The following is a 25,431-nucleotide window of genomic DNA, read 5'->3' on the forward strand; positions in this document are numbered from 1 at the left end:
GGGCAGCCGGCCGACCATTTGGGTCTTGAACTAAGGGAATCTACGTAGGCCGCCCCTCGCCCTGCGCGGTCACCAGGCCCTCCAGGACGCCCGCGAACAGCCGGTACTTGACCGACACGACGGCCAGCTCACGGGCCCAGTTCACGATGTCGCCCCAGGGGTCGTTGAGCTTGCCGAGCCCCGCCACCACCGCGACGACGGTGCCCACCTCGATCTTGCCCTGCAGGACCTGCCAGCCGCCGAAGCAGAGCGCGGAGGCGACGGCCAGATGATGCATCATGTTCATCAGCAGGTTCATCGTGAACTTGATCCTGTAGATGCCCATGTTGAGCGTGAACACGCGTTCGATCGGGTCCTGCGTCCAGCCCCAGCCGATGCGTCCGTCCCCGCCCCCGCGCCCCGAGATGCGACTCACCAGCCCGCCGCTGATGCCGCGCTTGACCAGGATGCGCGACTGGGCGCGACGGTTGATGGCACGCTGAAGCAGAGGAACGAAGAGGACTTGCGGCAGGAAGAATGCAAGCCCCAGGAGCGCCATGCGCCAGTCGAGATAGAGCATGTAGATGATCACGCTCGTGAGCACGCCTCCCTGGAGCAGCGGTTCCGACAGGCTGACGCCGGTGAAGCCGCCGATGGGCTCGGCCTCCTCGAGCACCATCGATATCTCGACGCCGGCTTCCTCGCCGCTCACGTCCCGGGTGGCACGATCGGCGTACTCCCCGACCAGGCTGCGCAGACGGCGCACCGAATCCTCGGCGACCCAGCCGCGATAGACGTTGAGGCAGAGCTTCAGGCTCTGCTCGGACAGGACCACGCCGACATAGGCCGCGGCGAGCCACAGCACGGTCTCGAAAGCACCGCGATCCACCAGCACGTTGATCACCCGCCGCTGCAGCTCCAGCGGCGCCGCACTCAGCAGGAAGACCAGCACCGACAGGACGGCGAGCGCCGCCTGGTGGCGCCCCGACGACCGGAGCACGAAAACAAGGATGGTGGCCGGCATCGATGCATGACCGTCACGGCCGGGCATCGAGCACGGGCCTGATACTGGCAGCCAGATCGGATAGCGGCTTCTCGAGCACGCCCTCGATCCCCAGGCTCGATGCCCGGGCGCGCAGGGAGCGGGTCACCCGGCCGCTGATGAGGAAGATCGGCAAGGTCACACCCCGCTTCCGCAGCCGCTCCACGAGTTCCAGCCCGTCGATCTCGGGCATCCGGTAATCGATGACCAGGCAACCGCCGGCCGGCAGGGGGTCCTCCGCCAGCAGAGCCTCCGGAGTCGGATAGAGCCGCACGTCGAAGCCCTCCATCTCGAGCGAGAATTTGAGCGCATGGCGCACGGCGGCATCGTCATCGACGAGCAGGATGGAATCGGAAGCCTTCGACATGTACCACCGTCACCCAGCACAGGCGGGGCCGCGTTGATCCAGCGCAAATCCTAGGATTCTCCCTCGGCCATGAGGACCATGCGCACCAGTTCAGAGAGACTGTCGGCCTGCATCTTGGTCATCACGTTGGCGCGATAGACCTCCACGGTGCGCGCGCTGATGCCGAGGTCGTAGGCGATCACCTTGTTCGCCTTGCCGGCCGCGAGCCCGCGCAGCACGTCGCGTTCCCGCCCGGACAGCGCGTCGAGACGCTTGCGGATCGCCACGATGCGGTCCTCGCGCTCGCGGTTGCGGGAATGACTGTCCAGCGCCGACCTGATCGCAGAGAGAAGGGTCTCGTCGTCGAACGGCTTCTCGATGAAATCGACGGCCCCCGCCTTCATGGCCTCGACCGCCATGGACACGTCGCCGTGGCCGGTCATGACGATCACGGGAAAGCCGGCCTTCAGTTCGACCAGACGGCGCTGCAGTTCCAGCCCGTCCATCTCCGGCATGCGGATATCGGTGACCACGCAACCCGGCTGGGCGTCCGGCAGAACCTTCAGGAACGCGACCGCGGACTCGTGCACGCGCACGGCGAAGCCGGCCGTGCTGAGCAGAAAAGCGAGCGACTGCCGCACGTCGACATCGTCGTCGATCACGTGAACGACCTGGCTAGGCATCCTCGTTCTCCCGGTCGTGTGCGGCCGCGCGTAAGGTGAAGTGGAAGATCGTGCCGCCCTCCGGAGGCGAGTTCACCCAGATCTTGCCACCATGCGCCTCGACGATCGTGCGGCAGATCGACAGGCCGAGCCCCATGCCCTTGCGCTTGGTCGTCACGAAGGGCTGGAAGAGTTGCCTCACCACTTCCGGCGCGAGGCCCGACCCGGAGTCGGCGACCGTCACCTCGACCTGGTCCTCCGGTCCGGCGGCCGTCGCGATGTCGAGCCGGCGGACCGCACCGCCTTCGCTCATCACATCTATGGCGTTGCGCATCAGGTTGACCAGCACCTGCTGTATCTGGATGCGGTCGGCCAGCACGAGATCGGCCGCCGGATCGAGCCTGAACGTGACCGCGATGCCGTGCTCCCTCACACCGACCAGTGCGAGCGTGCTTGCATCCTCGATCAGCTTGGGAAGGCTTTCGATCCGCCGCTCGCTCTCGCCGCGCGCCACGAACTCGCGCAGGCGACGGATGATCTGCCCGGCCCGCAGGGCCTGGTCGGCGGCCTTGGAGACCGCGTCCTTGAGCATCTCTACATTCTCGCCTTCCATGCGTTCAAGCAGGCGGCGCGAGCCCTTGAGATAGTTGCTGATGGCCGTCAGCGGCTGGTTGATCTCGTGCGCGAGCGTCGAGGCCATCTCGCCCAGCGCCGTGAACCTCGACATGTGCGTCACTTCCGACTGCAGCTCCTTCAGCCGGTCCTCGGTGAGCTGCTGGTCGGTCAGGTCGCGGATGAAGCCGGTGAAGTGATGGCGCTCGCCGGTGCGCAGTTCGCCCACCGTGAGGTGCATGGGGAACGTCGTCCCGTCCTTGCGCTGGCCCACCACGATGCGGCCGATGCCGATGATCCTGCGCTCCCCGGTCTTGAGGTAGCGCCCGATATAGGCGTCGTGCTGCTCGCGATAGGGCGACGGCATCAGGAGGCTGACGTTGCGGCCGCAGGCTTCGTCCGAGTCGTAGCCGAACAGCCGCTCCGCGGTCGTGCTGAGGGATTCGATGCGGCCGCGCTCATCGATGATGATCATGGCGTCGGGCACGGTCTGCAGGATGGACCGCAGGCGCGCTTCCGCCGCCTCGAGCGCAAGTGCGATCGAGGGGTCGCTCATCGGGACATCCGGCTCATCGGCGCATCACCATGACAGGTGACCTATAGCACGCGCCGAATTGCCCAGGTCACCTCATTCAGGGCCTTATGAAGGAAAGGGGCGCATCCTCGTCGAGATTGTCGATGGCCGCCGTGAGCTCCGCGGCGATGTCGTCGTTCGAGCGGGCCAGTCTGAAGATGCGGATCGCCTCGGAGAGCAGGCACCGGGCGACCACGTCGCCGGCGATGCCCTTTCCGCCCGCTTCGGCCAGTGCCGCCTCGACGTGGCGAGATACCAATTGATGAGTGCTCATGAGAATCCCTTCTTCAAATTCCGCGCGAATGCCGGCCATCGGCATGGGCGAGATGGGTGTCGAATGCGGCGCAGACGAAGCGCACCAGCGGGCGCCCGCGATCGGTGACGTGCAGTTTCTCGCCGTCGCGCTGCACCAGCCCGTCGCTGACCAGCCGGGGAAGCGCCGCCACCTCCGAGATGAACGATTGGGCCGAGGCACCGTGACGGCGGCAGACGTCATCGAGGTCGACCGAGAAGCTGCACATCAGCTTCTCGATGATCTCGCCGCGAAGCCGGTCGGCGCCGGTCAGCTCCAGTCCGCGGGCCGAGGCGAAACATCCCGCCTCGATCATCGACTGGTAGCGCCCCGGATCGGCGATGTTCTGCGTGAAACCGCGCGGCAGGCTCGATATTGCCGAAGCGCCCAGACCGACGACCGACGGCTGATCGACCACGACATACCCCTGGAAGCTGCGCCGCAGCCGGCCACGGTCCGCCGCGGTGGAGAGCGCATCGCCGGGCCGCGCATAGTGATCGAGCCCGATTCGCTTGTAGCCGCCCTCGACAAGGCGTTCCGCCACGAGATTGGCCATGGCGGCGCGCGCCTCCGCCCCCGGCAGGCTTTCCGTGTCGATCAGGCGCTGGCGCGCCTTCATCCAGGGGACGTGCGCATAGGCGAAGACGGCGAAGCGGTCGGGTGCCAGCGCGAGCGCGGCGTCGAGTGTGCGGGCGAGCGTCTCGGGCGTCTGCTTCGGCAGGCCGTAGACGAGATCGATATTGATGCGGGCGATGCCGGCGGCGCGGATCCTCGCGATCGCGGAGGCCGTGTCCTCGATCGACTGGAGCCGGTTGATCGCCTTCTGCACGTCCAGATCGAAATCCTGGACGCCGAAACTCACGCGGTCGACGCCGATCTCCTGCATCGTCGCCACGAATTCCTCGTCACAGAAGCGCGGATCCGCCTCCATGGAGGTTTCCGAGCCGCTGCGCCGATCGAAGCGTGCGGCCAACCGCTTCGCCACCGCGACGAGGTTCGCCGACCCGAGCTGCGACGGCGTGCCGCCGCCCCATTGGATCTGACCGACCATCATGCCGGGCACGGCCTCGGCGACGAGATCGATTTCCTTCGCGAGCGCGCGGGCATAGGCGCCAAGCGACTCCGAGCGGTTCATTGCGGCCGTGTGGCAGGCACAGTACCAGCACAGACGTGCGCAGAAGGGCACATGGAGATAGAATGTCGAGCAGTCGCGGCCGAGGTCTCCAAGCCACGCTTTGTGCTCCACGGCACCCACGGCGCCGTGGAACTGGGCGGCCGTCGGATAGCTCGTATAACGAGGAACCGACCGGTCGTAGGCCGCGATCGTGGTGGCGTCCATCAGTGTGAGATCAGTACGGGAATCGTCATGCTGGACAGGAGCGTGCGACTGACGCCACCCAGCACCATTTCGCGCACCCGCGAATGGCCGTAGACGCCCATGACGATGAGGTCGCTGCCGATGTCGGCGGCTCGCGACAGGATGACGGCGCCTACGTCGCTGTCGGCGGCGACGTCGCGTTGCACGGTCACCTTCACCCCGTGGCGGGTCAGCCACAGCGCCACGTCGGCACCCGGTTCGGCGCCGTGGCCGTCCGGCGAGGTCCGCGGGTCGACGACGAGGATGACGACCTTCTTCGCCATGCGCAGGAATGGCAGCGCATCGGCCGCCGCCCTCGCGCTTTCACGGCTGGCGTTCCAGCAGAGCAGCACCGACTCGCCGATCGGGGCGCGCACGCCGATATGCGGCACGACCAGGGTCGGCCGGCCGCTGGCCAGAACGACGGCTTCAGGCAGGTCCGAGGGCGTGGGTGTCTGGGCGTCCGGATCCGTCTGACCGAGGACGAGGAGGTCGGTGTAGCGCGCCTGTAGGACAAGCTCGGAATCGATGAAGCCGTCGGTCACCCGCCATTCATGCGACGGGACGCGGCGTTCCTTGACCGCCTTCTGGAAAGAGGCGAGCGCGGCGGCCTGATCGGCATCGGCGCTGGCTTCGTAGCTGGCGAACAGCGAGTCCATGGCAACACCGCCTTCGAAGAAGATCGGCGCTTCGAGCGGCGGACGGGCGTGCATGCCGACCAGGTGAGCGCCATAGCGCTCCGCCAGTTCCGCCGCCACGGTCAGCCTCTGGCCCACCTTGGGGCTCGCATCGCAGTGAACGAGAATCGTCTTGTAGGCCATGGGCATCCTCCTGAAGTTCATCAATCGTGCCCGGCCGCGACGCACGCGACCTTGACGCAGGTCAATCGTCATCCGGAAAAATCATGGTCCATTGGCGCCGATGGACATCATTTCCCGTTTCTTCGCGATGTGCGGCGACGGCCTCATGGCAGCCGCATCGATGCCGCTCGGCCTGCCCGCGGCGCTGTTCCTGGCCGGACTTGCCGGCAGCCTCGTGCATTGCGTCGGCATGTGCGGCCCATTCGTGCTGGGTCAGGTGATGGCCTCGGTCGATCAGCAGCCGGGCGATCGCTCCTATGGCGAATGGCACCGGCTGGCCGGCGCCCTGCTCGTGCCCTACCATCTCGGCCGCTTCACGACCTATACGGCGCTGGGAGCCGTGGCCGGCGGGGCCACGGCCGTCTTTGCCTCGCTCGAAGTGTTCGGCCTGCTGTCGGCCGTCCTGCTGGTCGCAGCGGCCGCCCTGCTCGCGGCGCAGGCTTTCGGCTTGGTGATGAACGCCGCCTCGCCCGCCACGAACCTCGTGGCTCGTCTGGCCGGCCCTCTCTCCGCCTCACGCTCCGCCGGTGCGCGATACGGGCTGGGTGTGGTTCTGGGCTTCCTTCCTTGTGGCCTGCTCTATGCGGCGCTGGCCGCCGCCGCCGGTACCGGCTCCGTCCTGTCAGGCGCCACCGCCATGGCCTGCTTCGCGCTGGGCACCGTGCCGGCACTCGTTGCCGTCGGCTGGGGCGGGCTGATCATGCGGCGCCATCTGCGGACAGTCGCGAAGTGGGTGAGCCCGCCGCTCCTCGCCGGCAATGCGCTGGTCATGCTCGCCCTCGCCAGCCAGCGCCTCTAGCAGCTCGTCGGAATAGGTCGCCCGCGAGCCCCGACGAGCAACATTGTTTCGTCAACGGGCGCCACAGCACTAAATCAGGGGGCTGCGACATTCGCTTCATTTATTTCGTTTGTTTCGTTTGTTTCGTTTATTGGCCGAGAACCCCGGTCCTTCTACGGCCTGCCGGGCGATCGGCCCACGCCCTCAAAAGCCCGCGAGCACCTCGAGAAAGGTGGCCAGTGCCAGCACGAGCAACACGGCGGCGAGGAGCCACAGGCCGATGCCGCCCACGACATGCACGAACTCGTCGGGCGTCATCCCTCTCGATCTTCTAACCATGTCACCCTCCTCCAACTGAATCCGCATCGTTCCGATCGCCGCGCCCGACGGGCTCCGCTTCGAAGCGGATGACGTCGCGGTAGGCGTGCCAGGTCGCATGCGCGACCAGCGGCAGCGTCACCACCAGCCCCAGCAGTCCCGGGATCATGCCAAGGCCGGTCAGAAACACGATCAGGCCGGCCCACAGGAACATCGGCCGGAAATTCAGGCGGGCCGCTGCCACCGAGGTCGCGATCGCCTCGAACATGTTCGAGTTTCGGCGATCCAGAAGGTAGGGAATGGAGAAAGCGCCGATCGCGAAGGCGATGGCTGCCAGAAAGGCTCCCAGACCGATGCCTAGCGCCAGGAACGGCAGGCTCTTGGAGGTCGTCCACACGAGATCCAGAAAGCGATCCCAGGAGGGGACGGTGCGAAATTCGAAGAGGGCGAAGAGGAGCTGCGCCAATCTCATCCAGGCCAGATGGAAGAGGAGGAGAAGCACGCCCATGAGCGCGATCTGCTCGGGATTTCGCCGCCACGCCATCAGCGTGGACTTGCCGTCCACCGGCTGCCCGGTCTCGAGACGGCGGCTGATCTCGTACAACCCGGTCGCGATGAAGGGGCCGACATAGAAGAAGCCGGCGCTGAGCGGCAGCACGAGATAGGGCAGGTCGAAACGCAGCATCAGTACGATCGCCAGCCATCCTGCCGCGACTGGCACGAATCCGTAGGCGAGGCTCGCGGTGGGCGCGGCCACCATGTCGCGCCAGCCGGCGGCAAGCCATGTCCAGGGACGATCGACCGGGACACGACGGATGAGCGGCCGGGGCGTCGGGAACACCGCAATGGTCTCGCTCATGGCGCCTCGCATTCGGATTGCATGCGGCATTGTGATCCGCCGCCCGGCGCGATGGCCTTGACCCAAATCAAGGGAGCGACCGGCACGGACTCCTAGTGTCCCCGCGACCATTCGGGGAGTGAGCATGCCGAGCCAAGCCGTATTGACAGCCGACCAGCGTCCGGCGCCGCGTTATGTCGAGGACGTTATACGCGCGGCCGTCATATTGACGATGTTCTGGGGCGTCGCCGCCTTCCTGGTCGGCGTCGTCATCGCAGCCCAACTCGTCTGGCCGCAGCTGAGCTTCGACAGCCCCTACCTCACGTTCGGCCGTCTGCGGCCGCTCCATACGTCCGCCGCCATCTTCGCCTTCGGCGGCACCGCTTTGATCGGCACGGCCTTCCACGTCGTGCAGAGGACGTGCCGCGCGCGGCTGTTCGGCGGCGAGCCGCTCGGCTGGTTCGTGCTGCTGGGCTACCAGTTCTTCATCGTCGCCGCGGCGCTCGGTTACCTGTTCGGCATCACGCAGAGCAAGGAGTACGCCGAGCCCGAATGGTTCGTCGACCTGTGGCTCACCATCGTGTGGGTGGCCTACCTGATTGCCTATCTCGGCACGGTGATGAAGCGCGAGGAGCCACACATCTACGTGGCCAACTGGTTCTATCTGGCCTTCATCATCACCATCGCGATGCTCCACATCGTCAACAACCTGGCCCTGCCGGTATCGATCACCGGGACGAAGAGCTACGGCGCCTGGTCGGGCGTCCAGGATGCGATGATCCAGTGGTGGTACGGCCACAACGCCGTCGGCTTCTTCCTGACCGCGGCCTTCCTCGGCATGATGTACTATTACATCCCGAAGGCGGCGAACCGGCCGGTCTACTCCTACCGGCTGTCGATCATCCATTTCTGGTCCCTGGTGTTCCTGTACATCTGGGCCGGCCCGCATCATCTGCACTACACGTCGCTGCCCGACTGGGCCCAGACGCTGGGAATGGCCTTCTCGGTGATGCTCTGGATGCCGAGCTGGGGTGGCATGATCAACGGCCTGATGACGCTGTCGGGCGCGTGGGACAAGCTTCGGACCGATCCCGGCCTGCGCTTCTCCGTGACCGCGGTCGGCTTCTACGGCATGGCGACCTTCGAGGGGCCGGTCATGTCCATCAAGGCCGTCAACTCGCTCAGCCACTACACCGACTGGACGATCGGTCACGTGCATTCCGGCGCGCTGGGCTGGGTCGCCTTCATCGTCTTCGGCACGCTCTACTACCTGGTCCCGAAGATGTGGAACCGCCCGGCCATGTGGTCCACGCGCCTGATCAGCTGGCACTACTGGATCGCGACCATCGGCATCGTGCTCTACATCACGGCGATGTGGGTGAGCGGCATCATGCAGGGCCTGATGTGGCGTGCCTACGACGAGCTCGGCTTCCTCCAGTACTCGTTCGTCGAGACCGTCGCCGCCATGCATCCCTTCTATCTGATCCGTCTGCTGGGTGGCCTCTGCTTCCTGAGCGGCGGCCTGATCATGGCCTACAACATGTGGCGAACCATCCGCACCGAAACGGAGGCGCTCGCCACCCAGACCCAACCGGCACTCGCGGCGTAAGAGGAGTCTTCGAATGTTTATCCGCCACGAGACGATCGAGAAGAACGTCATCCTGATGCTCGTCCTGACGCTGATCACGGTATCGATCGGCGGCCTGGTGCAGATCATCCCGCTGTTCACCGTCGAAACGACGATCGAGCGCATCGACGGCATGCGCCCGTACACGCCGCTCGAGCTGATGGGCCGCAACATCTACATCCGCGAGGGCTGCTACCTCTGCCACAGCCAGCAGATCCGTCCCTTCAAGGACGAGGTCGAACGCTACGGCCATTACAGCCTCGCGGCCGAGAGCATGTACGACAAGCCCTTCCAGTGGGGCTCCAAGCGCACGGGACCCGATCTCGCGCGCGTCGGCGGCCGCTACTCGAACGACTGGCACGTCGCCCATCTCGCCTCGCCGCGCGCCGTGGTGCCGGAGAGCGTGATGCCGGCCTATCCCTTCTTGGCCGACACCCCGCTCGAGTATTCCGACATCGCCCAGCATCTCAGGACGCTGCGCAGCGTCGGCACGCCCTACACCGACGAGATGATCGCCAACGCGCGCGCCGATCTCGAGGCGCAGGTCGATCCGGACCGCGATCCGACGGCCATGCAGAAGCGCTACCCGCGCGCGCCGGTCGCCAAGTTCAACGGTGAGACGAACAAGATCACCGAGATGGATGCGCTGGTCGCCTACCTGCAGATGCTGGGGACGCTGGTGCAGTTCGGCGACATCCCACCCGACCGCCTCAAGCAATAGAGAGGATCCCGCCATGACCCTCGAGAGTCTGCACGAACTCCTCGCCTCTTTCTGGACGGTCTGGGCCGTCATCATCTTCCTCGTGATCCTCTTCTGGGCGCTGCGGCCGCGCAACCGGAAGCGCTTCGAGAAAGACGCCCGGATCCCCCTCGACGACGACCGCTGAAGGACTGGCCATGCCAACCAAGATCGAAAAAGACACGCTGTCGGGCCAGAACACGACCGGCCATGAATGGGACGGCGTCAAGGAGCTGAACACGCCGCTGCCGACATGGTGGGTCTATACCTTCTACGCCTGCATCGCCTTCGCCGTCGTCTACTGCGCCCTCTACCCGTCCTGGCCGTGGCTCACCGGCCACACGCAGGGTCTGCTCGGCTATTCGAGCCGGGCGGAGCTGCGCCAGGAGTTGAGCGCCCAGGCGAAGGAACGCGCCACCTTCGTCGACAAGATCCGCACCGCTTCGCTGGCCGACATCCGCAAGGATCCGGAACTGTTCAACTTCGCCATGGCGGGCGGCCGTTCGGCCTTCCAGACCAACTGCATGCAGTGCCATGGCGCCGGCGGCGGCGGCGGCACGGGCTTCCCCAACCTGGTTGACGACGACTGGATCTGGGGCGGCAGCATCGACCAGATCTACGCCACCATCGAGCACGGGATTCGCAACACCGACGACAAGTCCCGCCAGTCGATGATGCCGCGCTTCGGCGCCGATGGGCTGCTGACCGGCGCGCAGGTGGCGGCCGTCACCGACTACGTGCTCAGCCTGTCCGGCAAGGCGAAGGCCACGCCCGAGGGCGCGAAGATCTTCGAGGAGCAGTGCGTCGCCTGTCACAAGGCGGGCGGCAAGGGCGACCAGGAACTGGGCGCGCCCAACCTGTCCGACGGGATCTGGCTGTACGGCGGCAGCCGCGACGCGATCTATCGCTCCATCTTCTATGCCCGCAACGGCAGCATGCCGGCGTGGAGCGGCCGCCTCGATGAGGCGACCATGAAGATGCTGGCGGTCTACGTCCACGCGCTGGGCGGCGACCGCTAGGGTCGATGCAGGTCGAACCATGGCTTCCCCCGCCCGCCAGGCCGACAGGGCCACCCCACGGCCACCGACGCCGGAGCCGCCGCCGCTCTATGCCCCGCGCGCCAGGGTCTATCCGCGCGCGGTCTCCGGGAAGTGGCGGCAGATCAAGTGGGCGACGCTCGCTTTGCTTCTCGGCCTCTACTATCTCGTGCCCTGGCTGCGCTGGGATCGCGGACCCGGCGCGCCGTCGCAGGCGATCCTGATCGATCTCGACCATCGTCGCGGCTGGTTCTTCGACGTCGTCATCTGGCCTCAGGAAATCTACTTCGTAACGGGCTTCCTGATCCTGGGCGCGTTCGGCCTGTTCTTCGCCTCGTCCCTGTTCGGCCGGGTGTGGTGCGGCTTCACCTGTCCGCAGACCGTCTGGACCGACCTCTTCATGTGGGTCGAGCGGCTGATCGAGGGCGACCGCAACGAGCGCATGCGGCTCGATCGCCAGCCGATGTCTGCCGGCAAGGCGGTCCGCAAGACCCTGAAACATACCGCATGGCTGGCCATCGCGGCGGCCACCGGCGGCGCCTGGGTGTTCTACTATGTCGACGCCCCGACCACGCTGGTGAAGATCTTCCGCGGCGAGGCGTCGATGGAAGTCTATGCCTTCATCGGCCTGTTCACCGCCACGACCTATGTCCTGGCCGGCTGGGCGCGCGAGCAGGTCTGCACGTATATGTGCCCGTGGCCGCGCTTCCAGGCCGCGATGCTCGACGAGCAGAGCCTGATCGTCACCTATCAGAAGTGGCGGGGCGAAAAGCGGGGCAAGCACAAGTCCGGCGACAGCTGGGCCGGCCGCGGCGACTGCATCGACTGCAATCTCTGCGTCGCCGTCTGCCCCACCGGAATCGACATTCGCGACGGCCAGCAGATCGAGTGCATCGGCTGCGGCCTGTGCATCGACGCCTGCACGCAGACGATGGACAAGGTCGGGCGTCCGACCGGCCTGATCCGCTGGGATACGCTGGCCGCGCAGCAGGCGAAGGAAACCGGTGCCGCTGCCGTGCCGTGGCGGCCGGTCCGGGCGCGCACTCTGCTCTACGCCGCCCTGCTCAGCGTCGTCGCCGCCGTCATGCTGGTGGTCTTCGCGCTGCGCGCCGACACCGAGCTGACGGTCCAGCGCGACCGCAACCCGAACTTCGTGCGCCTGTCCAATGGCGACATCCGCAACTCCTACGCGGTCAAGGTGCTGAACAAGCGCCGCACGCCGCAGCATGTCGGACTGGAGATCGACGGGTTGCCATCGGCGCAACTGGGCTTCGTCGGTGCCGACGTCGAGGGCAGCGGTCGGACGGCGACGCTGACCGTTCAGCCCGACACCGTAGGCACCTTCCGGGTGTTCGTGACGGTGCCGGCGGCGGCCGCCCCCGCGGGCGCGAAGCCCATCACCTTCACCGTGCGCGACGAGGCCGGCAGCGGGGGCGCGTCGCACGACGCCGTCTTCGTCGGCCCGGGACGCTGAGGACAGGATCATGAACACCACCGATGTCGTGCGCGGCCGATACATTCCCTGGCTCTTCGTTGCCGGGTTCGCGATCGTGTTCGCCGTCAATGGGGCGATGATCGGCGTGGCGGTCGGATCCTTTTCCGGCCTCTACACGCCGAAGCCGCGCGACCGGGGCCTGCACTACAACGAGGTCATCGCCGCCCAGCAGGCTCGCGATGCGCTCGGCTGGCGGGTCGAGTCCACCTGGCGGCCTGGTCGTGACGACCTCGAGATCGCCGTGTTCGATCGCGCTGGCCAGCCTCTCGCCGGCGCGCAGGTCGCCGTGGCGCTGGTGCGTCCGGCCGAAAAGGGCGGGGTGCTGAGCGTTGCGATGACTGCCGTTGATATCGGCCGTCATGCCGGCCACGTCGCCCTGCCGGCGCGCGGCAACTGGGACATCGATATCGCCGTCGAACAGGGCGGCCAGCGATTCGCGCAGACGCGCCGGATGTTCCTGAGGTGACCGACGCGGTCCTCTACGCGCCGGCCGTCGCCGCTCCCGCGGCCGCGCGAACCTGCGCGCATTGCGGCGAGACACTGCGGGGCGCGGCGGACACCGGGTTCTGTTGCCCAGGCTGCGCCAGCGCGCACGCCATCATCGGTGCCGCCGGACTCGGCGCCTTCTATCGCCGGCTCGAACAGCTGCATGCCCACCGGCCCGAGCCGCTCGACATCGACTTTGCCGCCTATGCCAAGTCCGACGGGCACGGCGGCGCCTCGCTCGAGCTGCTGGTCGACGGGCTCGACTGCGCCGCCTGCGTCTGGCTGATCGAGAGCCTTCTGGCGCGCAATCCCGCGGTGATGCGCGCGCGGGTCCATCTCTCCACGCGGCGCCTGTCGGTCGCGTGGCAGGGATCGGTCGACGACGCCAACGGCCACGCCGGCCTGGTCGCGGCGCTGGGCTTCCGGCTGGCGCCCTACGACACCATCGCGGCCGCGGCCGGCGACGATCGCGAGACGCGCGAGCTGCTGCGCGCAATGGCCGTGGCAGGCTTCGCAACGGCCAACGTGATGCTGCTCTCCGTCGCCGTCTGGGCCGGCCATGACGGTTCGATGGGCGAGGCCACGCGCACGCTCTTCCACTGGCTGTCGGCGGCGATCGCCCTGCCGGCCGTCGCCTATGCCGGCCGCCCGTTCTTCCGCTCGGCCCTGATCGCGCTGCGCGCCGGGCGCACCAACATGGACGTGCCGATCTCGATCGGCATCACGCTCGCCTGCCTCGTCAGCCTGCACGAGGCCTGGGTCGGCGAACAGCACGCCTATTTCGATTCGGCCATCACCCTGCTCTTCTTCCTCCTGATTGGCCGCTATCTCGACCGCCGTGCGCGCGGCCGCGCCCGGCAGGCCGTGCATGCGCTGCTGGCGCTGTCCAGCCGCAGCGCCACGGTGGTCGGCGCCGACGGCAGCACGGCCTCGCGCCGCGTCGACGCTCTCGTGCCCGGCGACGTGCTGCTGGTCGCGGCCGGCGAGCGGCTGGGCGCCGACGGCATCGTGAGCGAGGGCCTTTCCTCTTTCGACACGTCGCTGGTCACCGGCGAGAGCCTGCCGCAAGCCGCCTTTCCCGGCGTCAAGGCTTTCGCCGGCACGATCAATCTCGGCGCGGCCCTGCGCGTGAAAGTGACTGCGGCCGGCGACAACACGCTGCTCTCGGAGATCGTGCGTCTGGTCGAAGCCGCCGAACGCGGACGGTCGCGCTTCGTGGCGCTCGCCGACCGCGTCGCGCGCGCCTATGCGCCCGTCGTCCATCTGACCGCCCTGCTGACCTTCCTGGGCTGGACCTTGCTGGCCGGGCTTGCCTGGGACCGCGCGCTGCTGATCTCGACAGCCGTCCTGATCATCACCTGTCCCTGTGCGCTGGCCCTGGCGGTGCCGGTCGTCCAGGTCGTCGCCAGCACGCGACTGCTGCGCTCGGGCATGCTTCTCCTGTCGCCGACGGCGCTGGAGCGCCTGGCGCAGGTCGATCATGTGGTGTTCGACAAGACCGGCACGCTCACCCTCGGCCGGCCCGAACTGGTGGCGGCGCCGGACGATCGCGAGGTCCAACAGCTGGCCGCTTCGCTCGCGCTCAATTCCCGCCATCCGCTGGCGCGCGCCCTGGTGCGGGCCGTCCCGCAGACAGCACCGGCCGCGCGTGTCGTCGAGCATCCGGGCGCGGGCCTGGAATGTGACGGTGTGCGTCTGGGATCGGCTTCCTTCTGCGGCGTCGCCGATCCGGTGGACGACGGACGGTCCGAACTGTGGCTCTCGCAACCCGACCAACCGCCGCTGCGCTTCGCTTTCGCCGACCGGCTGCGGCCGGATGCAGCGGCGACCGTTGCCGCTCTGCGCCGGAGCGGCCTCGCCGTGGAAGTCCTATCGGGCGACCGGCAGGCCGCAGTGGCCGATGCCGCCGCAGCAGCCGGCATCGCCGAGTGGCGGTCCGGCGTCATGCCGTCGGAGAAGGCCCAGCGACTGGCCGCGCTGGCCGCCGAGGGTAAACGCGTTCTGATGGTCGGTGACGGGTTGAACGATGCGCCGGCGCTCGCGGCCGCTCACGCCTCCCTCTCGCCGACCACGGCGGCCGAGGCCACCCAGTCCGCCGCCGATGCCGTCTTCCAGGGCGACGCGCTGGGACCCGTCGCCGAGATCCTGGACGTGGCGCGCCGCGCCGACCGGCTGGTCCGCCAGAACCTCGCCCTCGCACTCCTCTACAATCTCGGCGCCGTGCCGCTCGCGATCATGGGTAACGTGACGCCCCTGATTGCCGCGGTGGCCATGTCCTCCTCTTCGCTGCTGGTGATCGGCAACGCCTTGCGCCTCGGCATCGGCGGAGCCAAAGGACGGAGGCCCTGATGGACAGCCTGCTCATCCTGGTGCCGGCGGCCCTGATCCTGGGCCTGCTCGCCCTTGCCGCCTTCCTCTGGGCCCTGCGCAACGGGCAGTACGACGATCCCGATGGCGCGGCGGGACGCATTCTTTTCGATGACGACGACACAAGGAGCAAATGATGTCCTATTGGATCATGGGAACGATGGCCGCCCTGATGGGCCTGGTCGGGCTGTTCATGGCAGGCGCCGCGAAGGACTCCGGCATCCTCGCCTTCGGACTCGGCCTCTCGCTCTTCGGCGTCCTGTTCTGCTGGTTCATGATCAAGACCAGCTTCGACGAGGCCGAACGCAAGGCCGAAGGCAACTAGCCGGGATTGATCTGGATCATGGGCCGTTGAATCCTGCGGGGCATAGTGAGCCATCGCCCAAGGAGAACTCATGCCCCTCAAGAAGATCGTCCTCGAACTGGCCCGGACACCCGAGTTTCCGAACGGCAGCTCGAATCATGGCTACGAATTCGTCGCGCCGCTCGATGCACAGGGCCATCTGCAGCCAGACGGTTGGACCACGCACAAGGCCGCCTGCAGCGTGCGCCGCTTCTGGGAGGGCGCCGACGACGAGACCGGCCATCTGATCCATCGCCGCGACGGCAAGTGGGCCTTCTCCTACAAGCCCGGAGACGACGACGACGAGCCGATCTTCCGCTTCGACACCCACCGGTTCGTGGCCGGCGAATACGTATCCGTCACCGAGCATGACGGCATCCAGCGGCCGTTCAAGGTCGCGAAAGTGACGCCGAAGGTGGTGTGACGCTACCGATTGGCAGCCCTCATGCCGCGTCGCGCATCCTGTCCGCCGACACGGCACGCGCGACGCGCGTTGCACCCTCGATCTGCTCGAGAACGGAACTTGCCTCCCAGGCTGCGCCGCGCAGCGGGTGGCCGACGGCATACAGACGTCGCGACGGCTGGCCGTCGCTTCCGATCACCGCGCCGGTCGCGGCATCGGCTTCGATGCCAAATCCGACCGGATGAGGCCTCACTGCGCCTCTTGCCAGGAGGTTGCGGGGCAGCGCGTCGGGCAAGCGCCGCCAGTTCGCCTCATACCCTGCGGCGTTCACGACATGATCGAAACGACGAGTCTGGCTCTCAACATCGCCGCGCGGACGCCAGGTCACTTCGACGCCGGGCTGCGCAGACGGCGCAAGTCCCTGCACGCGCCCGGCCACGTTGAAGAAGCGACCCTGCTTCAGGACGCGCTCCAGCCACGCCATCGAATCGGGCACGGCGCGGTGGAACGCCATGTCCCAGAAGGTCCTTAGATGGCGGGTGAACCGCCGGCGCTCGATGTCGGACGCATTGGCCCATAGCGGCTCGATGAACGGACGCAAACTGAGGACGAGGCGCTGCCAATCCTCTCCAGCTGCCGCAACGGCACGCCGTTCCCGTTGGATTTCCCGCACCAGGGCCAGCGCTGTATCGGGAAGCTTCTCGAAGCGCAGAAAGGCAGGCCACGCCTCGACCTCACGCCGGGACTGCACGAGCAGCCCACGGCGCGAGAAGGTGAAATAGCGCCCCCGAAAGCCGCGCTTCTCGAGGCTGATCACGATGTCCAGCATCGTAAGGCTGCTACCGATGATCGCCACCTCGCCATCCGAGCCGTCGATCGCATCATAGGCGTTCGTCGCCCACGGATTGCCGATGTATCTCGCTTGCGAGCGAACCGGACCGGAAATCGCAAAACCCGATTCGTTTCGCACGAGACCTGTCGCCAATACGATCCTGGCGGCCGGAAGTCGGCGTCCAGAGGCAAGCAGGACCTCGCCTTCCGGCAAGATGTCCACGGCACGATCGACCACGTGCCGCACCCCGGTCTTTGCCAGCTCCGACTGCACGTAGTCGCCGTACAGGTAGCGCGGCGGGAAACTCGCGTCGAAGTTTCCGTCGGCCGGCCCCGCCCAGCCCCGCCTGTCCGAATGGCTGGCGAGCCATCGCGACAGGTGTCCTGGATCGGCAGGATACAGGCTGAACATGCGCGCCGGCCCGTTCACGAGATGGTCGAGATCCGGCGTGCCGTAGGCGATGCCACGCCCGAGCTCGCTTTGAGGCTCGACGATCGTCACTTGCGTCGCCGGATATCCGGCCTCCACCAGTTTGATGGCGGCTGCGGCTCCTGCAAAGCCGCCGCCGAGGATCACGATCGAATCAAGCATGATCCACGCGTGGCATGATGGGCTCCGCAAAGCGGCGCATTTCTGCCTCGAAGAGCTGGGACTTCCGCGACGCGATCAGCGTCGTGAGGCTCGTTGGGGTCCTGTGGCGCGGCTCGGCTGCCCTGGACGGGGCCCGGAGGCCAAAGCGTATGGGCAAAGCGGTCATTTGAGGCGGCGCGGTGGACATGTCCGTCTATACCACGGCGGGAGATGTGCAGCGCCGTGCCAGGGCAGAGCCTGAAAAGGAAAGCGACACGAACCGGCCGGTCATCCAGGCCGCGAACATCACCGCCGACTGAGGGCAAGAGTCCGGGCGTCACCTCGCCTGCAGATCGACCGCCAGCGCCGCCGGCAGGCGGTCGAGACCGTAGGTGCGCATCGCCGTGCCGCTGTACAGCGCCGTCTTCTCGGCCGCACCGGCGCTCGCCGTCAGGCGCTTGAAGGCGTTCCACAGGACCGGGTAGCTGCACTGGCCCTTGTCGACCGGGAAATTGCTTTCGAACATGCAGCGGGCGGCGCCGAACGCCTCGATGCAGGGCTCGATATAGGGTGCCCAGGTCTTTGCCAACTCCTCCGAGCCCGGCGGCTTCGACTTCTTGTGGAAGTCGAAGCCGTTCACGAACATGGTGAGGCCGCCGAGCTTCACCCGCACGTTGGGCAGCGCCGCGAGTTCCATCATGCGCTGCTTCCATTCGGGATAGACTTCGGCGTGCTTGCCGCGGAACGGACCGATGCCGAGCGGGCCTCCGACGTGATCAACCACGATCGTCAAATCCGGCACGGACCGCGCCAGCGTCACGACGTGCGCGAGCTGCGTGTGATAGGCCCAGACGTCGAGCGGCAGCCCCTGCTTCGCCAGTCGCCGCGCACCCTCGGCGAAGGACGGATGTTCGAGCGGCCCCGGTGGCTTCATCACCAGGTTCGTCGTGACGTCGGGCGACGGATGCCAGGCGGTGCGGTTGCGGATGCCGCAGAAGCGGCCACCCGCGGCGGCCCGATGTTTCTCGAGCAACGGCTCGACCCGGTCCCCCAGGGTCAGGTCGACCATGCCGATGATGCCGGCGCAGGCACGCGTCGGCCCGTGGCGGCCGCTCGCGCTCACCGCGGCGGCGCCGGTCACGAACTCGGTCTCGCCGAGCGACTGCTCGTCGGCCGGCCCCGAGGCGCGATACATCTCGCCGCACTGCACGAAGATGGTGGCGCGCACGTCGTGGCCGCTCGCCGTGTCGGCCAGCAACTGCGGCAGCAGGTAGGAATGGCCGCCGTCGCGCTCCCAGAGATGGTGATGCGGATCGACGATCGGCAGGCCTGGCTCGAGGATCGGCTCCTCCGTCAGGCGCAGCCAATCCTCGCGCACGATGATCTGCCGGCCATGGCCCAGCAGCGGATCGTTCTCGGCCATCGACTTGCTCCTATTCGATGCGGATGTCGGCGCTCTTCACCATCTCGGCAAAGAAGGCGATCTGCTTCTCGCGGAACGCCGTGAACTCGACGACCGTGTTGGGCTGCGTCAGCGCGCCCAGTTCGGCCAGGCGCTTCGCCACACTTTCCATCTTCATGACGGTGTTGACCTCGGCATTGAGGCGCGAGATCAGCGCGGGATCGGTGCCGGCGGGCGCGAACAGACCGTTCCATTCCCAGGTCTCGAAGCCCGGAATGACCTCGGAGATGGCCGGCACGCCCGGCAGCACCGCGACCGGCTTGGGACCGGTATGCGCCATACAGCTGACATCCTTCGAGGTCAGCAGCGCCACGGTACCGGGGACGTTGCTGAACAGCAGCGGGATGCGGCCGGCAAAGAGATCGTTCCGGACCGATCCCATTTCCTTGTAGGGCACGTGATTGATCTTGATGCCGGCTTTCTGGTTCAGCAGCTCGAGCGACACATGCTGCACCGTGCCGACGCCGGTCGAGGCGCAATCGAGGGCGCCAGGCTTGCTCTTGGCGAGTGCGATCAGCTCGGGAACCGTCTTGGCCTGGAACTGCGCATTGCGCATCAGCGTGACCGGCGTCTGCATCGTCTGCGCGATGGGCAGCAAGTCGCGCTGCGTGTCGTAGGAGAGCTTGCCCGCGAACAGAGACGGGTTCACCGACTGCGCCGTCGCATCGTAGAGGATCGTGTAACCGTCGTTGGGTGCACGCGCTACGATCTGGGCGGCGATGGTGCCCGCCGCACCCGGCTTGTTGTCGACGGTGAAGCTCTGGCCCAGTCTCTCACCCAGCGCCTGGCAGTAGATGCGGCAGACGACGTCAGCGGTTCCGCCGGCGCTGTAGGCGTTGACCACGCGCACCGGCTTGTTCGGCCACGCCTGGGCACGACCGATCGCCGGCGCCGCCAGTGTCCCGACCGCGGCACCCAGGAAAATCCGGCGTCGCATGATCGCGTTCTTGGTCATCTGAGTCCTCCGTCACAGGCAGTTCTTGTCGACTGTGACGAAAGCCTTCAGGCACGGCGCGCTGCCGGACAAGCGCAATCGGCGCCGATCCACTGCACGCCGGAATCAAAACTCTCATGCCGGCTCTCGCCGGGGCGTTCTCACATTGAAGGGGCCACCCTGACGCAAAGGCATATCGTTGCGCACCATGCAAATACCTGCTAATTTTCACAAGGTTGCAAAAATAAAAATTGTCTCCCCTCGGACTCTTGAAATTGCGCAGGACCCGGATTCCGCAAAACGCTTGGGGTCCGGTGTCAGCGCCAAGCCACGAGATTTGCTGCGAGCGAGATGCGCGCTCCACGGGGGAGATGTCCGATGTTGCCACTGGTTGGCATCGCCACTGCAATCATACCAGACCTCATAAGGATCATTGCCGGTGACAAGGCCGGCAAGGTGGCGACCTCGGTCGCAGACGCCGTAGCGACGGCGACGGGCACCGACGACCCACGCGCCGCCCAAAGAATGATCGAGGAAGATCCGGCGATTGCGGCGGCGTTGCGCATCAAGCTGGCAGAAATCGCGGTGCAACAGACACAGCTCGAGAATGAACGGGAAGCTGCCGAACGGACGGCACGCGCTCAAGCCGAGGACAAGCAGCGACAGGACGCCCTCAACCTCATGCGGGCGCAGTTCGAGAATGAACAGAAGGTCCGGGAGCAGCAGTTTGAGCAACAGCAGGCACAGCTGAAGCTCGCGATAGAGCAGACGGCTGGTGCCCGCGCCTTGCAACTCGACTTGATCAAGACCGGCGGTCCCATCAGGTGGGCGCCGGTTGGCGTTTCGATCGTAGTGACCCTGCTGTTTGCAGGCGCGGTGCTCATGCTGTTGGTCCGCACGCCACCGCCGCCTCCAAACTACTCCGACCTCATAAACATTTGCATCGGCGCGCTCGTCGCAGCCTTCTCGACCGTCATCAGTTTCTGGCTCGGCTCATCGCAAGGCTCGCGTGAGAAGGATACGGCTGTGCAGCAGATGCAGGTCACGCAGGCTGCACAAGCGTCCCAGCAGATCGAATTCGTCACCCGTCAAGCAACGGAACTCGTCCGAGCCAAGGACGAGGTTCGCGATCGGCCCGCGGCAACGGCCACTCCGCCGGTGCACAAGGGCTCCAACTTCGACTCGTGCCTCGCGCTGATCCTGGGGGCCGAGGGCGGATTCTCCAACGATGCCCGCGACCGGGGCGGTGCCACGAACTACGGCATCACCATCGGCACCCTCACCGACTGGCGCCGCAGTCGCGCACCGGATGCGACTGTCACGATCGACGATGTGCGTGCCCTGACGCTTGACGAGGCCAAGGAGATCTATAGGTCGAGGTACTGGAATGTCCTGCGCTGCGAGGACCTCCCGCCAGGCGTTGATCTTCTCGTTTTCGATTTCGGTGTGAATGCCGGCACGGGCCGCTCCGCTCGTGTTCTGCAGCAGGTGCTTGGCGTTGAGCAGGATGGGTCGATCGGCCCCGTGACCCTGAACGGCCTCAACACATGCCCCGCCGACAAGATTATCCGCGATTTCTCGGCCTGCCGCCTCGACTTCTATCGGAGCCTCGACGACTTCAAGGTATTTGGAGCAGGCTGGACCAATCGCACGAACAGCATGCTGGAAGCGGCCATGAGGATGGGCGCCTCGCGGGCGTGAACAACGATATCCGGATCCGGAGCCAAGACCATGTCTGGAGACCGTGGCGTATCGTTGCCGGTAGCGGCACTGGGCGTGCTGGCATTCTTCTTTTCGACGGCCCTTCTCACACAGCACGCTTTCGACCTGTTGAGACTGAGCGAAGGCGACACGGTCAAGGAGCGTCCACTGGCACAGCCGCCGGTCGAAGCGCGACTGTGGGAAGATCCGCTGTCGGCGGCAATGCGGCATCAGGACAGGCTGAACACCCTCTGCTCGAATTCCGATAACCGGCCTCCCCAATGCCCGCCGAACAACAAGTACGGGCCGCCGCTTTCCGTCTTTTCAAAGGCTGATCGCGTTACCGTCATAGCCGCTCTTCTTCCCGGTTCCAGTTTCGTCGGGGTAGAGGAGGCGCGGCGCCGGATCCGCTACGCCCTGCTCTCCGGGCTTGCCTCCCGCGGGTTCGTTCCCGAGAACAGCGAGCGCATCGGCCTCGTCACCGTCCCGCTTTGCGAGTCGTTCAATGGATGCCAGGCGGACGAGGTCGCCGGCAAGGGTTCCGATCTGAACATCCCTTATGAAACTCTGACGACCGATGATCAGGGATCACGCCGACGGGTTGCCATCCTGTGGCTCGACGATTCCAAGCTCGGCGCGAAGTGGCTGCGCAAGGTCGTTATCTTGCTGGGTACGGTCATACAGGTCGAAGCCGAGAAGCTCAGCGTCATAGGCCCCTATACATCGGACAAGCTCGTCGACGCGATCAAGGATGTTGCCGAACTTGCGCAACCCGGTGGTGGATTCACCGAGAAGCCGTTCGTTGCGAAGACCGCAGGAGAATTCTGCGCCAACTGGCAGCGGTTGCAGCGTATTGATCTCATAAGCCCGTACTCCACGGCAGACGCCCGGCAACTCATCAACGCGGCAGGACTTCCGCCGCCTACAACACGTATCGCTGCCCTCCCGAATGACTGTGAGGGGCGTGCAAGCCCGCCCGACATCCAGCAGCATATGCGCGGCGCCGCCGATCCCATCGACAGGCAGTTCCAGCAACTCTTCAGTTCGCGGCCGGGTCCGCCCATCGAACCGTTCTTTCTGCGCACCATAGGCCCCGATGCCGCGCAGATCGCGCAGCTTCACGCAGAGCTGTGCGCACGCGGCCTGGATGATGGCCACGGCGGACGCATCGTGATCCTGCGGGAATGGGACTCGATCTATGCTCGCAGCCTGGCCGACAAGTTCGGAAAGGCGCTGGAATGTGCCTCGGGAAAGACGTCGGCACCGGGACACGAAAAAACGAAGTTCGATCTCTATTCGTACTTCGCCGGAATCGACGGAATAACGCTCGAGGGCGTCTCGAAGCAGCAGCGCCTGGTTCCGCGCGCCGACGGCGACAAGAAACGCGAGGAAAGCAAGGAACCGCAACTCGAGTGGCCGGAGAACAGGGACCAACGCGACTATGTCCGGCGGCTGGTCGTCCAGTTGCAGCGGGAAGCGGAAGCCGACCGGCGCAACACAGTGAGGGCAGTCGGCATCATCGGGCTGGATGTGCACGACAAGCTTGTGCTCGCCCAAGCGCTACGCCCCGCATTCCCCGAGCGCATGATCTTCACGACCGATCTGGATGCACGACTCTTGCATCCCGAAGTCACGAAATACACGCGAAACCTGGTCGTCGCCTCCGCCCTGCCGCTCTCGGTTTCGGAACTCGATCCGCCGGTCGAGCAGGCGGTCAAGGTCTCGCCCTTCCGGGACATCTACCAGACGGCGATCTTCCTGGCCGCCCGCCACGCCGTCTCCAACTCGGAAGGCCACAGACCGCTAGAGACGGCCGCCTCCGTGTCGCTTCAGAAATCCTACCTCTACGAGATCGGGCGGCATGGCGCCGCCGTGAAGCTCGCGTCACGCAACTATCGCGTCGATCCGGACGAGGGCATCAGGATGGACCTCGACGAACCGCTTCACGAACAGATGGAGGCTCGCAAGTTCTATGCGACCCTGCTCTTCGCTTTTCTGATCGCGTTCGGCGGGTTCATCATCCTCGTACAGCCCGGGCCAGCCCTACGGGATGCCATCGCCGGCGACATGCCCTTCGACCTGTCGACGATGACGATTTCCGGGCTCACGGCCGCGTCGTGGGGCTTCACGGCCGGCGTCGTGGCTGAACTGGGAATGCCGGGTCGCGTCGGTCTTGGCGGCGCATTCGTCGTCGCCCTAGGGGCCACGCTGCTTTTCTGGATCACCGTCTATCGTGGGCCGCATCCCTGCAGCACCATGCGCCAAGCGGATACCGCCGGGCATTGGGTCACGGGACAGCGGCTCCTCCGTACAACGCTGGTCGTTCTGGTCGTTGGCGGGGGCTATCTTCTCATACCCGGGAAGAGTGCCGGCACCCACGAGCCCCTTGCGTTCTTCAGCGGTGTCAGCAGCTGGCCGTCAGAACTGTTACGCGCGCTGGCGATCCTCCTGTTTGGCTGGTTCGTTGACTATACTTGGCGAGGCGCCGCAGAGACGACCCGGCAGATCGGCACGAAGTACTTCGCCGTCAAGACGGTCCCGAAAACACGACTCGGAAGCGTCGTCGCCTATTTCCAGCGAAACCCGAAGCGAGCTGCCCACTTCGTCTGGCGGCGTTTGGTTAAGGGGCTTCTGGATGCAACTCTGTGGATGTGGCGTCCGCAGATGCTCAAGCGTAGCGACTTGACCGCGGCACGGCGTTCCCTCCAGGACGCCCAACCGGACGTGACCTCGGACGACGGCGGCATCGACGGAACCAGCATCTGGCGGCGCTACATCCGCCTGCTGCACGGCGGCCCACGCTTCCTGCGCACGGCGATGTGGCTGGTCGCCGTCTTCTGCTTCGCCCTGCTGGAGATGGAGCTGTTTGGCGGCGAAACTCCCGAGGTACCAGCCCGCGGGATCGGAGACCGTTCGCTCTTCTACTGGACGACCGTGCTGGCCGTCATTGCCGCCATCATCCTGATGGTCCTGGTGAGCGACGCCACGATTCTCACCTGGCGGTTCATCCGGATCCTACGCAACAAGCGAACGATCTACCCGCAAACGACGATCCGGAGATTTGCCGCGGAACTGGGCCCCGAGCTTGCGGAATGCGCCGCCTGCCCGATTGCGGCACGCGTTCGCGATCGCACGGCCGGAAGCCGGCGGCAGCGCAATTCCATAATCGATCCCTGGATCGATGCCCGTCTCCTGGCCGATCACACAGATGCAATTGCGCGCCTCATCTTCTTTCCACTCATCCTCCTCGGCCTGCTGTTCCTGGCCCGTAGCCCGCTGTTCGACAACTGGGCTTCCTCCAATGTCGTGATCGTCGTCCTGGTCACATATCTGCTCTGGACCATCGCCATGGCCACGATGCTCAATATCTCCGCCGAGATTGCCCGTCGCACTGCTCTCGAGGCGATGCGAAGCGATCTGATGTGGCTCCAGGGGTCGGGGGAGAAGTACAGATTGCTGGCGGAACGATTCCCGTCCTTGATCATGCAGGTCGAGCAGTTGCGTAAAGGGGCCTTTGCGCCGTTCTTCGAACAGCCACTCGTCCGCGCCGTACTCGTCCCTCTTGGCGGCGCGGGCGGCCTTCAACTTCTCGAACTGCTGTCATTTTCACGCTCCTGAGATGCCGCGAAGCTGGCCCAGGTCAGCCCTCGATCGGGACGTGGCCGACGTCGCCAAAGCGGACAAAACCTTGCGGTCGAGCCTGCGACCGTCATCGGCAGCAGCGTCGCGATGGCAGCACCGACCGAGCATTCCTCAGCTTAGGATGTAAATTCTCCG

At 66.1% G+C, this 25,431-nt stretch carries 24 protein-coding genes and 1 pseudogene; 13 read left to right on the forward strand and 12 right to left on the reverse strand.

What is annotated here, in order from left to right:
* Positions 1-40: 40 nt before the first annotated feature.
* The 7 genes and pseudogenes from ACT6UX_RS10875 to ACT6UX_RS10905 all read right to left on the reverse strand — a co-directional run bounded on the left by ACT6UX_RS10875 (position 41) and on the right by ACT6UX_RS10905 (position 5,685).
* The gene (locus ACT6UX_RS10875; RefSeq protein ID WP_444775169.1) at positions 41-1,003 is read right to left on the reverse strand and encodes an ABC transporter transmembrane domain-containing protein; all 963 of its coding nucleotides are present in this window, start codon (positions 1,001-1,003) and stop codon (positions 41-43) included.
* Positions 1,004-1,016: 13 nt separating this feature from the next.
* Positions 1,017-1,388, reverse strand: coding sequence for a response regulator transcription factor (locus ACT6UX_RS10880; RefSeq protein ID WP_444775170.1), 372 nt, complete (start codon positions 1,386-1,388; stop codon positions 1,017-1,019).
* A 50-nt stretch (positions 1,389-1,438) separates the two neighbouring features.
* Complete coding sequence (fixJ, locus tag ACT6UX_RS10885) at positions 1,439-2,050, reverse strand: response regulator FixJ (RefSeq protein ID WP_444775171.1); 612 nt, start codon at positions 2,048-2,050, stop codon at positions 1,439-1,441.
* A pseudogene (locus tag ACT6UX_RS10890) lies at positions 2,043-3,173 on the reverse strand (sensor histidine kinase); the annotation flags it as partial. The gene fixJ and the pseudogene ACT6UX_RS10890, both read right to left, overlap by 8 nt.
* 100 nt (positions 3,174-3,273) lie before the next feature.
* Positions 3,274-3,489, reverse strand: coding sequence for a hypothetical protein (locus tag ACT6UX_RS10895; RefSeq protein WP_444775172.1), 216 nt, complete (start codon positions 3,487-3,489; stop codon positions 3,274-3,276).
* Positions 3,490-3,502: 13 nt separating this feature from the next.
* Positions 3,503-4,846: an oxygen-independent coproporphyrinogen III oxidase gene (gene hemN / locus ACT6UX_RS10900; RefSeq protein WP_444775173.1), complete on the reverse strand. Its 1,344-nt coding sequence runs from the start codon at positions 4,844-4,846 to the stop codon at positions 3,503-3,505.
* On the reverse strand, positions 4,846-5,685 hold the full coding sequence (locus tag ACT6UX_RS10905) for a universal stress protein (protein WP_444775174.1): 840 nt from the start codon (positions 5,683-5,685) through the stop codon (positions 4,846-4,848). The genes hemN and ACT6UX_RS10905 overlap by 1 nt, the downstream gene beginning before the upstream one ends.
* A gap of 100 nt (positions 5,686-5,785) precedes the next feature.
* Between ACT6UX_RS10905 and ACT6UX_RS10910 the strand changes: the two genes are divergently transcribed.
* Positions 5,786-6,523, forward strand: coding sequence for a sulfite exporter TauE/SafE family protein (locus tag ACT6UX_RS10910; protein ID WP_444775175.1), 738 nt, complete (start codon positions 5,786-5,788; stop codon positions 6,521-6,523).
* 183 nt (positions 6,524-6,706) lie between these two features.
* Here ACT6UX_RS10910 and ACT6UX_RS10915 read toward each other — a convergent pair whose 3' ends face one another.
* Together ACT6UX_RS10915 and ACT6UX_RS10920 are read right to left on the reverse strand one after the other, a co-directional pair.
* A complete protein-coding gene (locus tag ACT6UX_RS10915; protein WP_444775176.1) occupies positions 6,707-6,841 on the reverse strand; it encodes a hypothetical protein in 135 nt (44 codons plus the stop codon).
* 1 nt (position 6,842) lies between these two features.
* Positions 6,843-7,679: a DUF2189 domain-containing protein gene (locus ACT6UX_RS10920; protein WP_444775177.1), complete on the reverse strand. Its 837-nt coding sequence runs from the start codon at positions 7,677-7,679 to the stop codon at positions 6,843-6,845.
* A gap of 124 nt (positions 7,680-7,803) precedes the next feature.
* Between ACT6UX_RS10920 and ccoN the strand changes: the two genes are divergently transcribed.
* The 10 genes from ccoN (at position 7,804) to ACT6UX_RS10970 (ending at position 16,176) form a co-directional block, all read left to right on the forward strand.
* Complete coding sequence (ccoN, locus tag ACT6UX_RS10925; protein WP_444775178.1) at positions 7,804-9,267, forward strand: cytochrome-c oxidase, cbb3-type subunit I; 1,464 nt, start codon at positions 7,804-7,806, stop codon at positions 9,265-9,267.
* 13 nt (positions 9,268-9,280) lie between these two features.
* On the forward strand, positions 9,281-10,006 hold the full coding sequence (gene ccoO, locus ACT6UX_RS10930) for a cytochrome-c oxidase, cbb3-type subunit II (RefSeq protein ID WP_444775179.1): 726 nt from the start codon (positions 9,281-9,283) through the stop codon (positions 10,004-10,006).
* A gap of 13 nt (positions 10,007-10,019) precedes the next feature.
* Positions 10,020-10,172 carry a cbb3-type cytochrome oxidase subunit 3 gene (locus ACT6UX_RS10935; protein WP_444775180.1) on the forward strand — a complete coding sequence of 51 codons (153 nt, stop codon included), beginning with the start codon at positions 10,020-10,022 and terminating at the stop codon, positions 10,170-10,172.
* 10 nt (positions 10,173-10,182) lie between these two features.
* A complete protein-coding gene (gene ccoP, locus ACT6UX_RS10940) occupies positions 10,183-11,043 on the forward strand; it encodes a cytochrome-c oxidase, cbb3-type subunit III (protein WP_444775181.1) in 861 nt (286 codons plus the stop codon).
* A gap of 19 nt (positions 11,044-11,062) precedes the next feature.
* Positions 11,063-12,535 carry a cytochrome c oxidase accessory protein CcoG gene (gene ccoG, locus ACT6UX_RS10945; RefSeq protein WP_444775182.1) on the forward strand — a complete coding sequence of 491 codons (1,473 nt, stop codon included), beginning with the start codon at positions 11,063-11,065 and terminating at the stop codon, positions 12,533-12,535.
* 10 nt (positions 12,536-12,545) lie between these two features.
* Positions 12,546-13,022, forward strand: a complete 477-nt coding sequence (locus tag ACT6UX_RS10950; RefSeq protein WP_444775183.1) for a FixH family protein — start codon at positions 12,546-12,548, stop codon at positions 13,020-13,022.
* Positions 13,019-15,391, forward strand: a complete 2,373-nt coding sequence (locus ACT6UX_RS10955; RefSeq protein WP_444775184.1) for a copper-translocating P-type ATPase — start codon at positions 13,019-13,021, stop codon at positions 15,389-15,391. The genes ACT6UX_RS10950 and ACT6UX_RS10955 overlap by 4 nt, the downstream gene beginning before the upstream one ends.
* Complete coding sequence (ccoS, locus tag ACT6UX_RS10960) at positions 15,391-15,546, forward strand: cbb3-type cytochrome oxidase assembly protein CcoS (protein WP_304846365.1); 156 nt, start codon at positions 15,391-15,393, stop codon at positions 15,544-15,546. The genes ACT6UX_RS10955 and ccoS overlap by 1 nt, the downstream gene beginning before the upstream one ends.
* Complete coding sequence (locus ACT6UX_RS10965; protein WP_444775185.1) at positions 15,546-15,734, forward strand: hypothetical protein; 189 nt, start codon at positions 15,546-15,548, stop codon at positions 15,732-15,734. Before ccoS ends, ACT6UX_RS10965 begins: the two co-directional genes overlap by 1 nt.
* A gap of 70 nt (positions 15,735-15,804) precedes the next feature.
* Positions 15,805-16,176 (forward strand): hypothetical protein, encoded by a 372-nt coding sequence (locus ACT6UX_RS10970; RefSeq protein WP_444775186.1) that lies wholly within the window; start codon positions 15,805-15,807, stop codon positions 16,174-16,176.
* A gap of 19 nt (positions 16,177-16,195) precedes the next feature.
* Here ACT6UX_RS10970 and ACT6UX_RS10975 read toward each other — a convergent pair whose 3' ends face one another.
* From ACT6UX_RS10975 to ACT6UX_RS10985, 3 genes are all read right to left on the reverse strand, one after another.
* Positions 16,196-17,563: an FAD/NAD(P)-binding protein gene (locus ACT6UX_RS10975; RefSeq protein WP_444775187.1), complete on the reverse strand. Its 1,368-nt coding sequence runs from the start codon at positions 17,561-17,563 to the stop codon at positions 16,196-16,198.
* Positions 17,564-17,894: 331 nt separating this feature from the next.
* Positions 17,895-18,980: an amidohydrolase family protein gene (locus tag ACT6UX_RS10980; protein WP_444775188.1), complete on the reverse strand. Its 1,086-nt coding sequence runs from the start codon at positions 18,978-18,980 to the stop codon at positions 17,895-17,897.
* Between the two features lie 10 nt (positions 18,981-18,990).
* Complete coding sequence (locus ACT6UX_RS10985; protein WP_444775189.1) at positions 18,991-19,974, reverse strand: Bug family tripartite tricarboxylate transporter substrate binding protein; 984 nt, start codon at positions 19,972-19,974, stop codon at positions 18,991-18,993.
* Between the two features lie 357 nt (positions 19,975-20,331).
* Between ACT6UX_RS10985 and ACT6UX_RS10990 the strand changes: the two genes are divergently transcribed.
* The gene (locus ACT6UX_RS10990; protein WP_444775190.1) at positions 20,332-21,654 is read left to right on the forward strand and encodes a glycoside hydrolase family 108 protein; all 1,323 of its coding nucleotides are present in this window, start codon (positions 20,332-20,334) and stop codon (positions 21,652-21,654) included.
* A 30-nt stretch (positions 21,655-21,684) separates the two neighbouring features.
* On the forward strand, positions 21,685-25,272 hold the full coding sequence (locus tag ACT6UX_RS10995; protein WP_444775191.1) for a hypothetical protein: 3,588 nt from the start codon (positions 21,685-21,687) through the stop codon (positions 25,270-25,272).
* The last annotated feature ends 159 nt before the right edge of the window (positions 25,273-25,431 follow it).

This window comes from Reyranella sp. (assembly GCF_052439685.1).
GTDB lineage: Bacteria > Pseudomonadota > Alphaproteobacteria > Reyranellales > Reyranellaceae > Reyranella.

Bases quoted from the DNA above. Each gene is read 5' to 3' on its own strand.
- ccoG (WP_444775182.1), top strand. From the start codon at position 11,063: ATGGCTTCCCCCGCCCGCCAGGCCGACAGGGCCACCCCACGGCCACCG.
- fixJ (WP_444775171.1), bottom strand. From the start codon at position 2,050: ATGCCTAGCCAGGTCGTTCACGTGATCGACGACGATGTCGACGTGCGG.
- ACT6UX_RS10950 (WP_444775183.1), top strand. From the start codon at position 12,546: ATGAACACCACCGATGTCGTGCGCGGCCGATACATTCCCTGGCTCTTC.
- ACT6UX_RS10920 (WP_444775177.1), bottom strand. From the start codon at position 7,679: ATGAGCGAGACCATTGCGGTGTTCCCGACGCCCCGGCCGCTCATCCGT.
- ACT6UX_RS10910 (WP_444775175.1), top strand. From the start codon at position 5,786: ATGGACATCATTTCCCGTTTCTTCGCGATGTGCGGCGACGGCCTCATG.
- ACT6UX_RS10875 (WP_444775169.1), bottom strand. From the start codon at position 1,003: ATGCCGGCCACCATCCTTGTTTTCGTGCTCCGGTCGTCGGGGCGCCAC.
- ACT6UX_RS10965 (WP_444775185.1), top strand. From the start codon at position 15,546: ATGTCCTATTGGATCATGGGAACGATGGCCGCCCTGATGGGCCTGGTC.
- ACT6UX_RS10970 (WP_444775186.1), top strand. From the start codon at position 15,805: ATGCCCCTCAAGAAGATCGTCCTCGAACTGGCCCGGACACCCGAGTTT.
- ACT6UX_RS10985 (WP_444775189.1), bottom strand. From the start codon at position 19,974: ATGACCAAGAACGCGATCATGCGACGCCGGATTTTCCTGGGTGCCGCG.
- ACT6UX_RS10880 (WP_444775170.1), bottom strand. From the start codon at position 1,388: ATGTCGAAGGCTTCCGATTCCATCCTGCTCGTCGATGACGATGCCGCC.
- ccoP (WP_444775181.1), top strand. From the start codon at position 10,183: ATGCCAACCAAGATCGAAAAAGACACGCTGTCGGGCCAGAACACGACC.
- ccoO (WP_444775179.1), top strand. From the start codon at position 9,281: ATGTTTATCCGCCACGAGACGATCGAGAAGAACGTCATCCTGATGCTC.
- ccoS (WP_304846365.1), top strand. From the start codon at position 15,391: ATGGACAGCCTGCTCATCCTGGTGCCGGCGGCCCTGATCCTGGGCCTG.
- ccoN (WP_444775178.1), top strand. From the start codon at position 7,804: ATGCCGAGCCAAGCCGTATTGACAGCCGACCAGCGTCCGGCGCCGCGT.
- ACT6UX_RS10915 (WP_444775176.1), bottom strand. From the start codon at position 6,841: ATGGTTAGAAGATCGAGAGGGATGACGCCCGACGAGTTCGTGCATGTC.
- ACT6UX_RS10990 (WP_444775190.1), top strand. From the start codon at position 20,332: ATGTTGCCACTGGTTGGCATCGCCACTGCAATCATACCAGACCTCATA.
- ACT6UX_RS10935 (WP_444775180.1), top strand. From the start codon at position 10,020: ATGACCCTCGAGAGTCTGCACGAACTCCTCGCCTCTTTCTGGACGGTC.
- hemN (WP_444775173.1), bottom strand. From the start codon at position 4,846: ATGGACGCCACCACGATCGCGGCCTACGACCGGTCGGTTCCTCGTTAT.
- ACT6UX_RS10995 (WP_444775191.1), top strand. From the start codon at position 21,685: ATGTCTGGAGACCGTGGCGTATCGTTGCCGGTAGCGGCACTGGGCGTG.
- ACT6UX_RS10905 (WP_444775174.1), bottom strand. From the start codon at position 5,685: ATGGCCTACAAGACGATTCTCGTTCACTGCGATGCGAGCCCCAAGGTG.
- ACT6UX_RS10980 (WP_444775188.1), bottom strand. From the start codon at position 18,980: ATGGCCGAGAACGATCCGCTGCTGGGCCATGGCCGGCAGATCATCGTG.
- ACT6UX_RS10895 (WP_444775172.1), bottom strand. From the start codon at position 3,489: ATGAGCACTCATCAATTGGTATCTCGCCACGTCGAGGCGGCACTGGCC.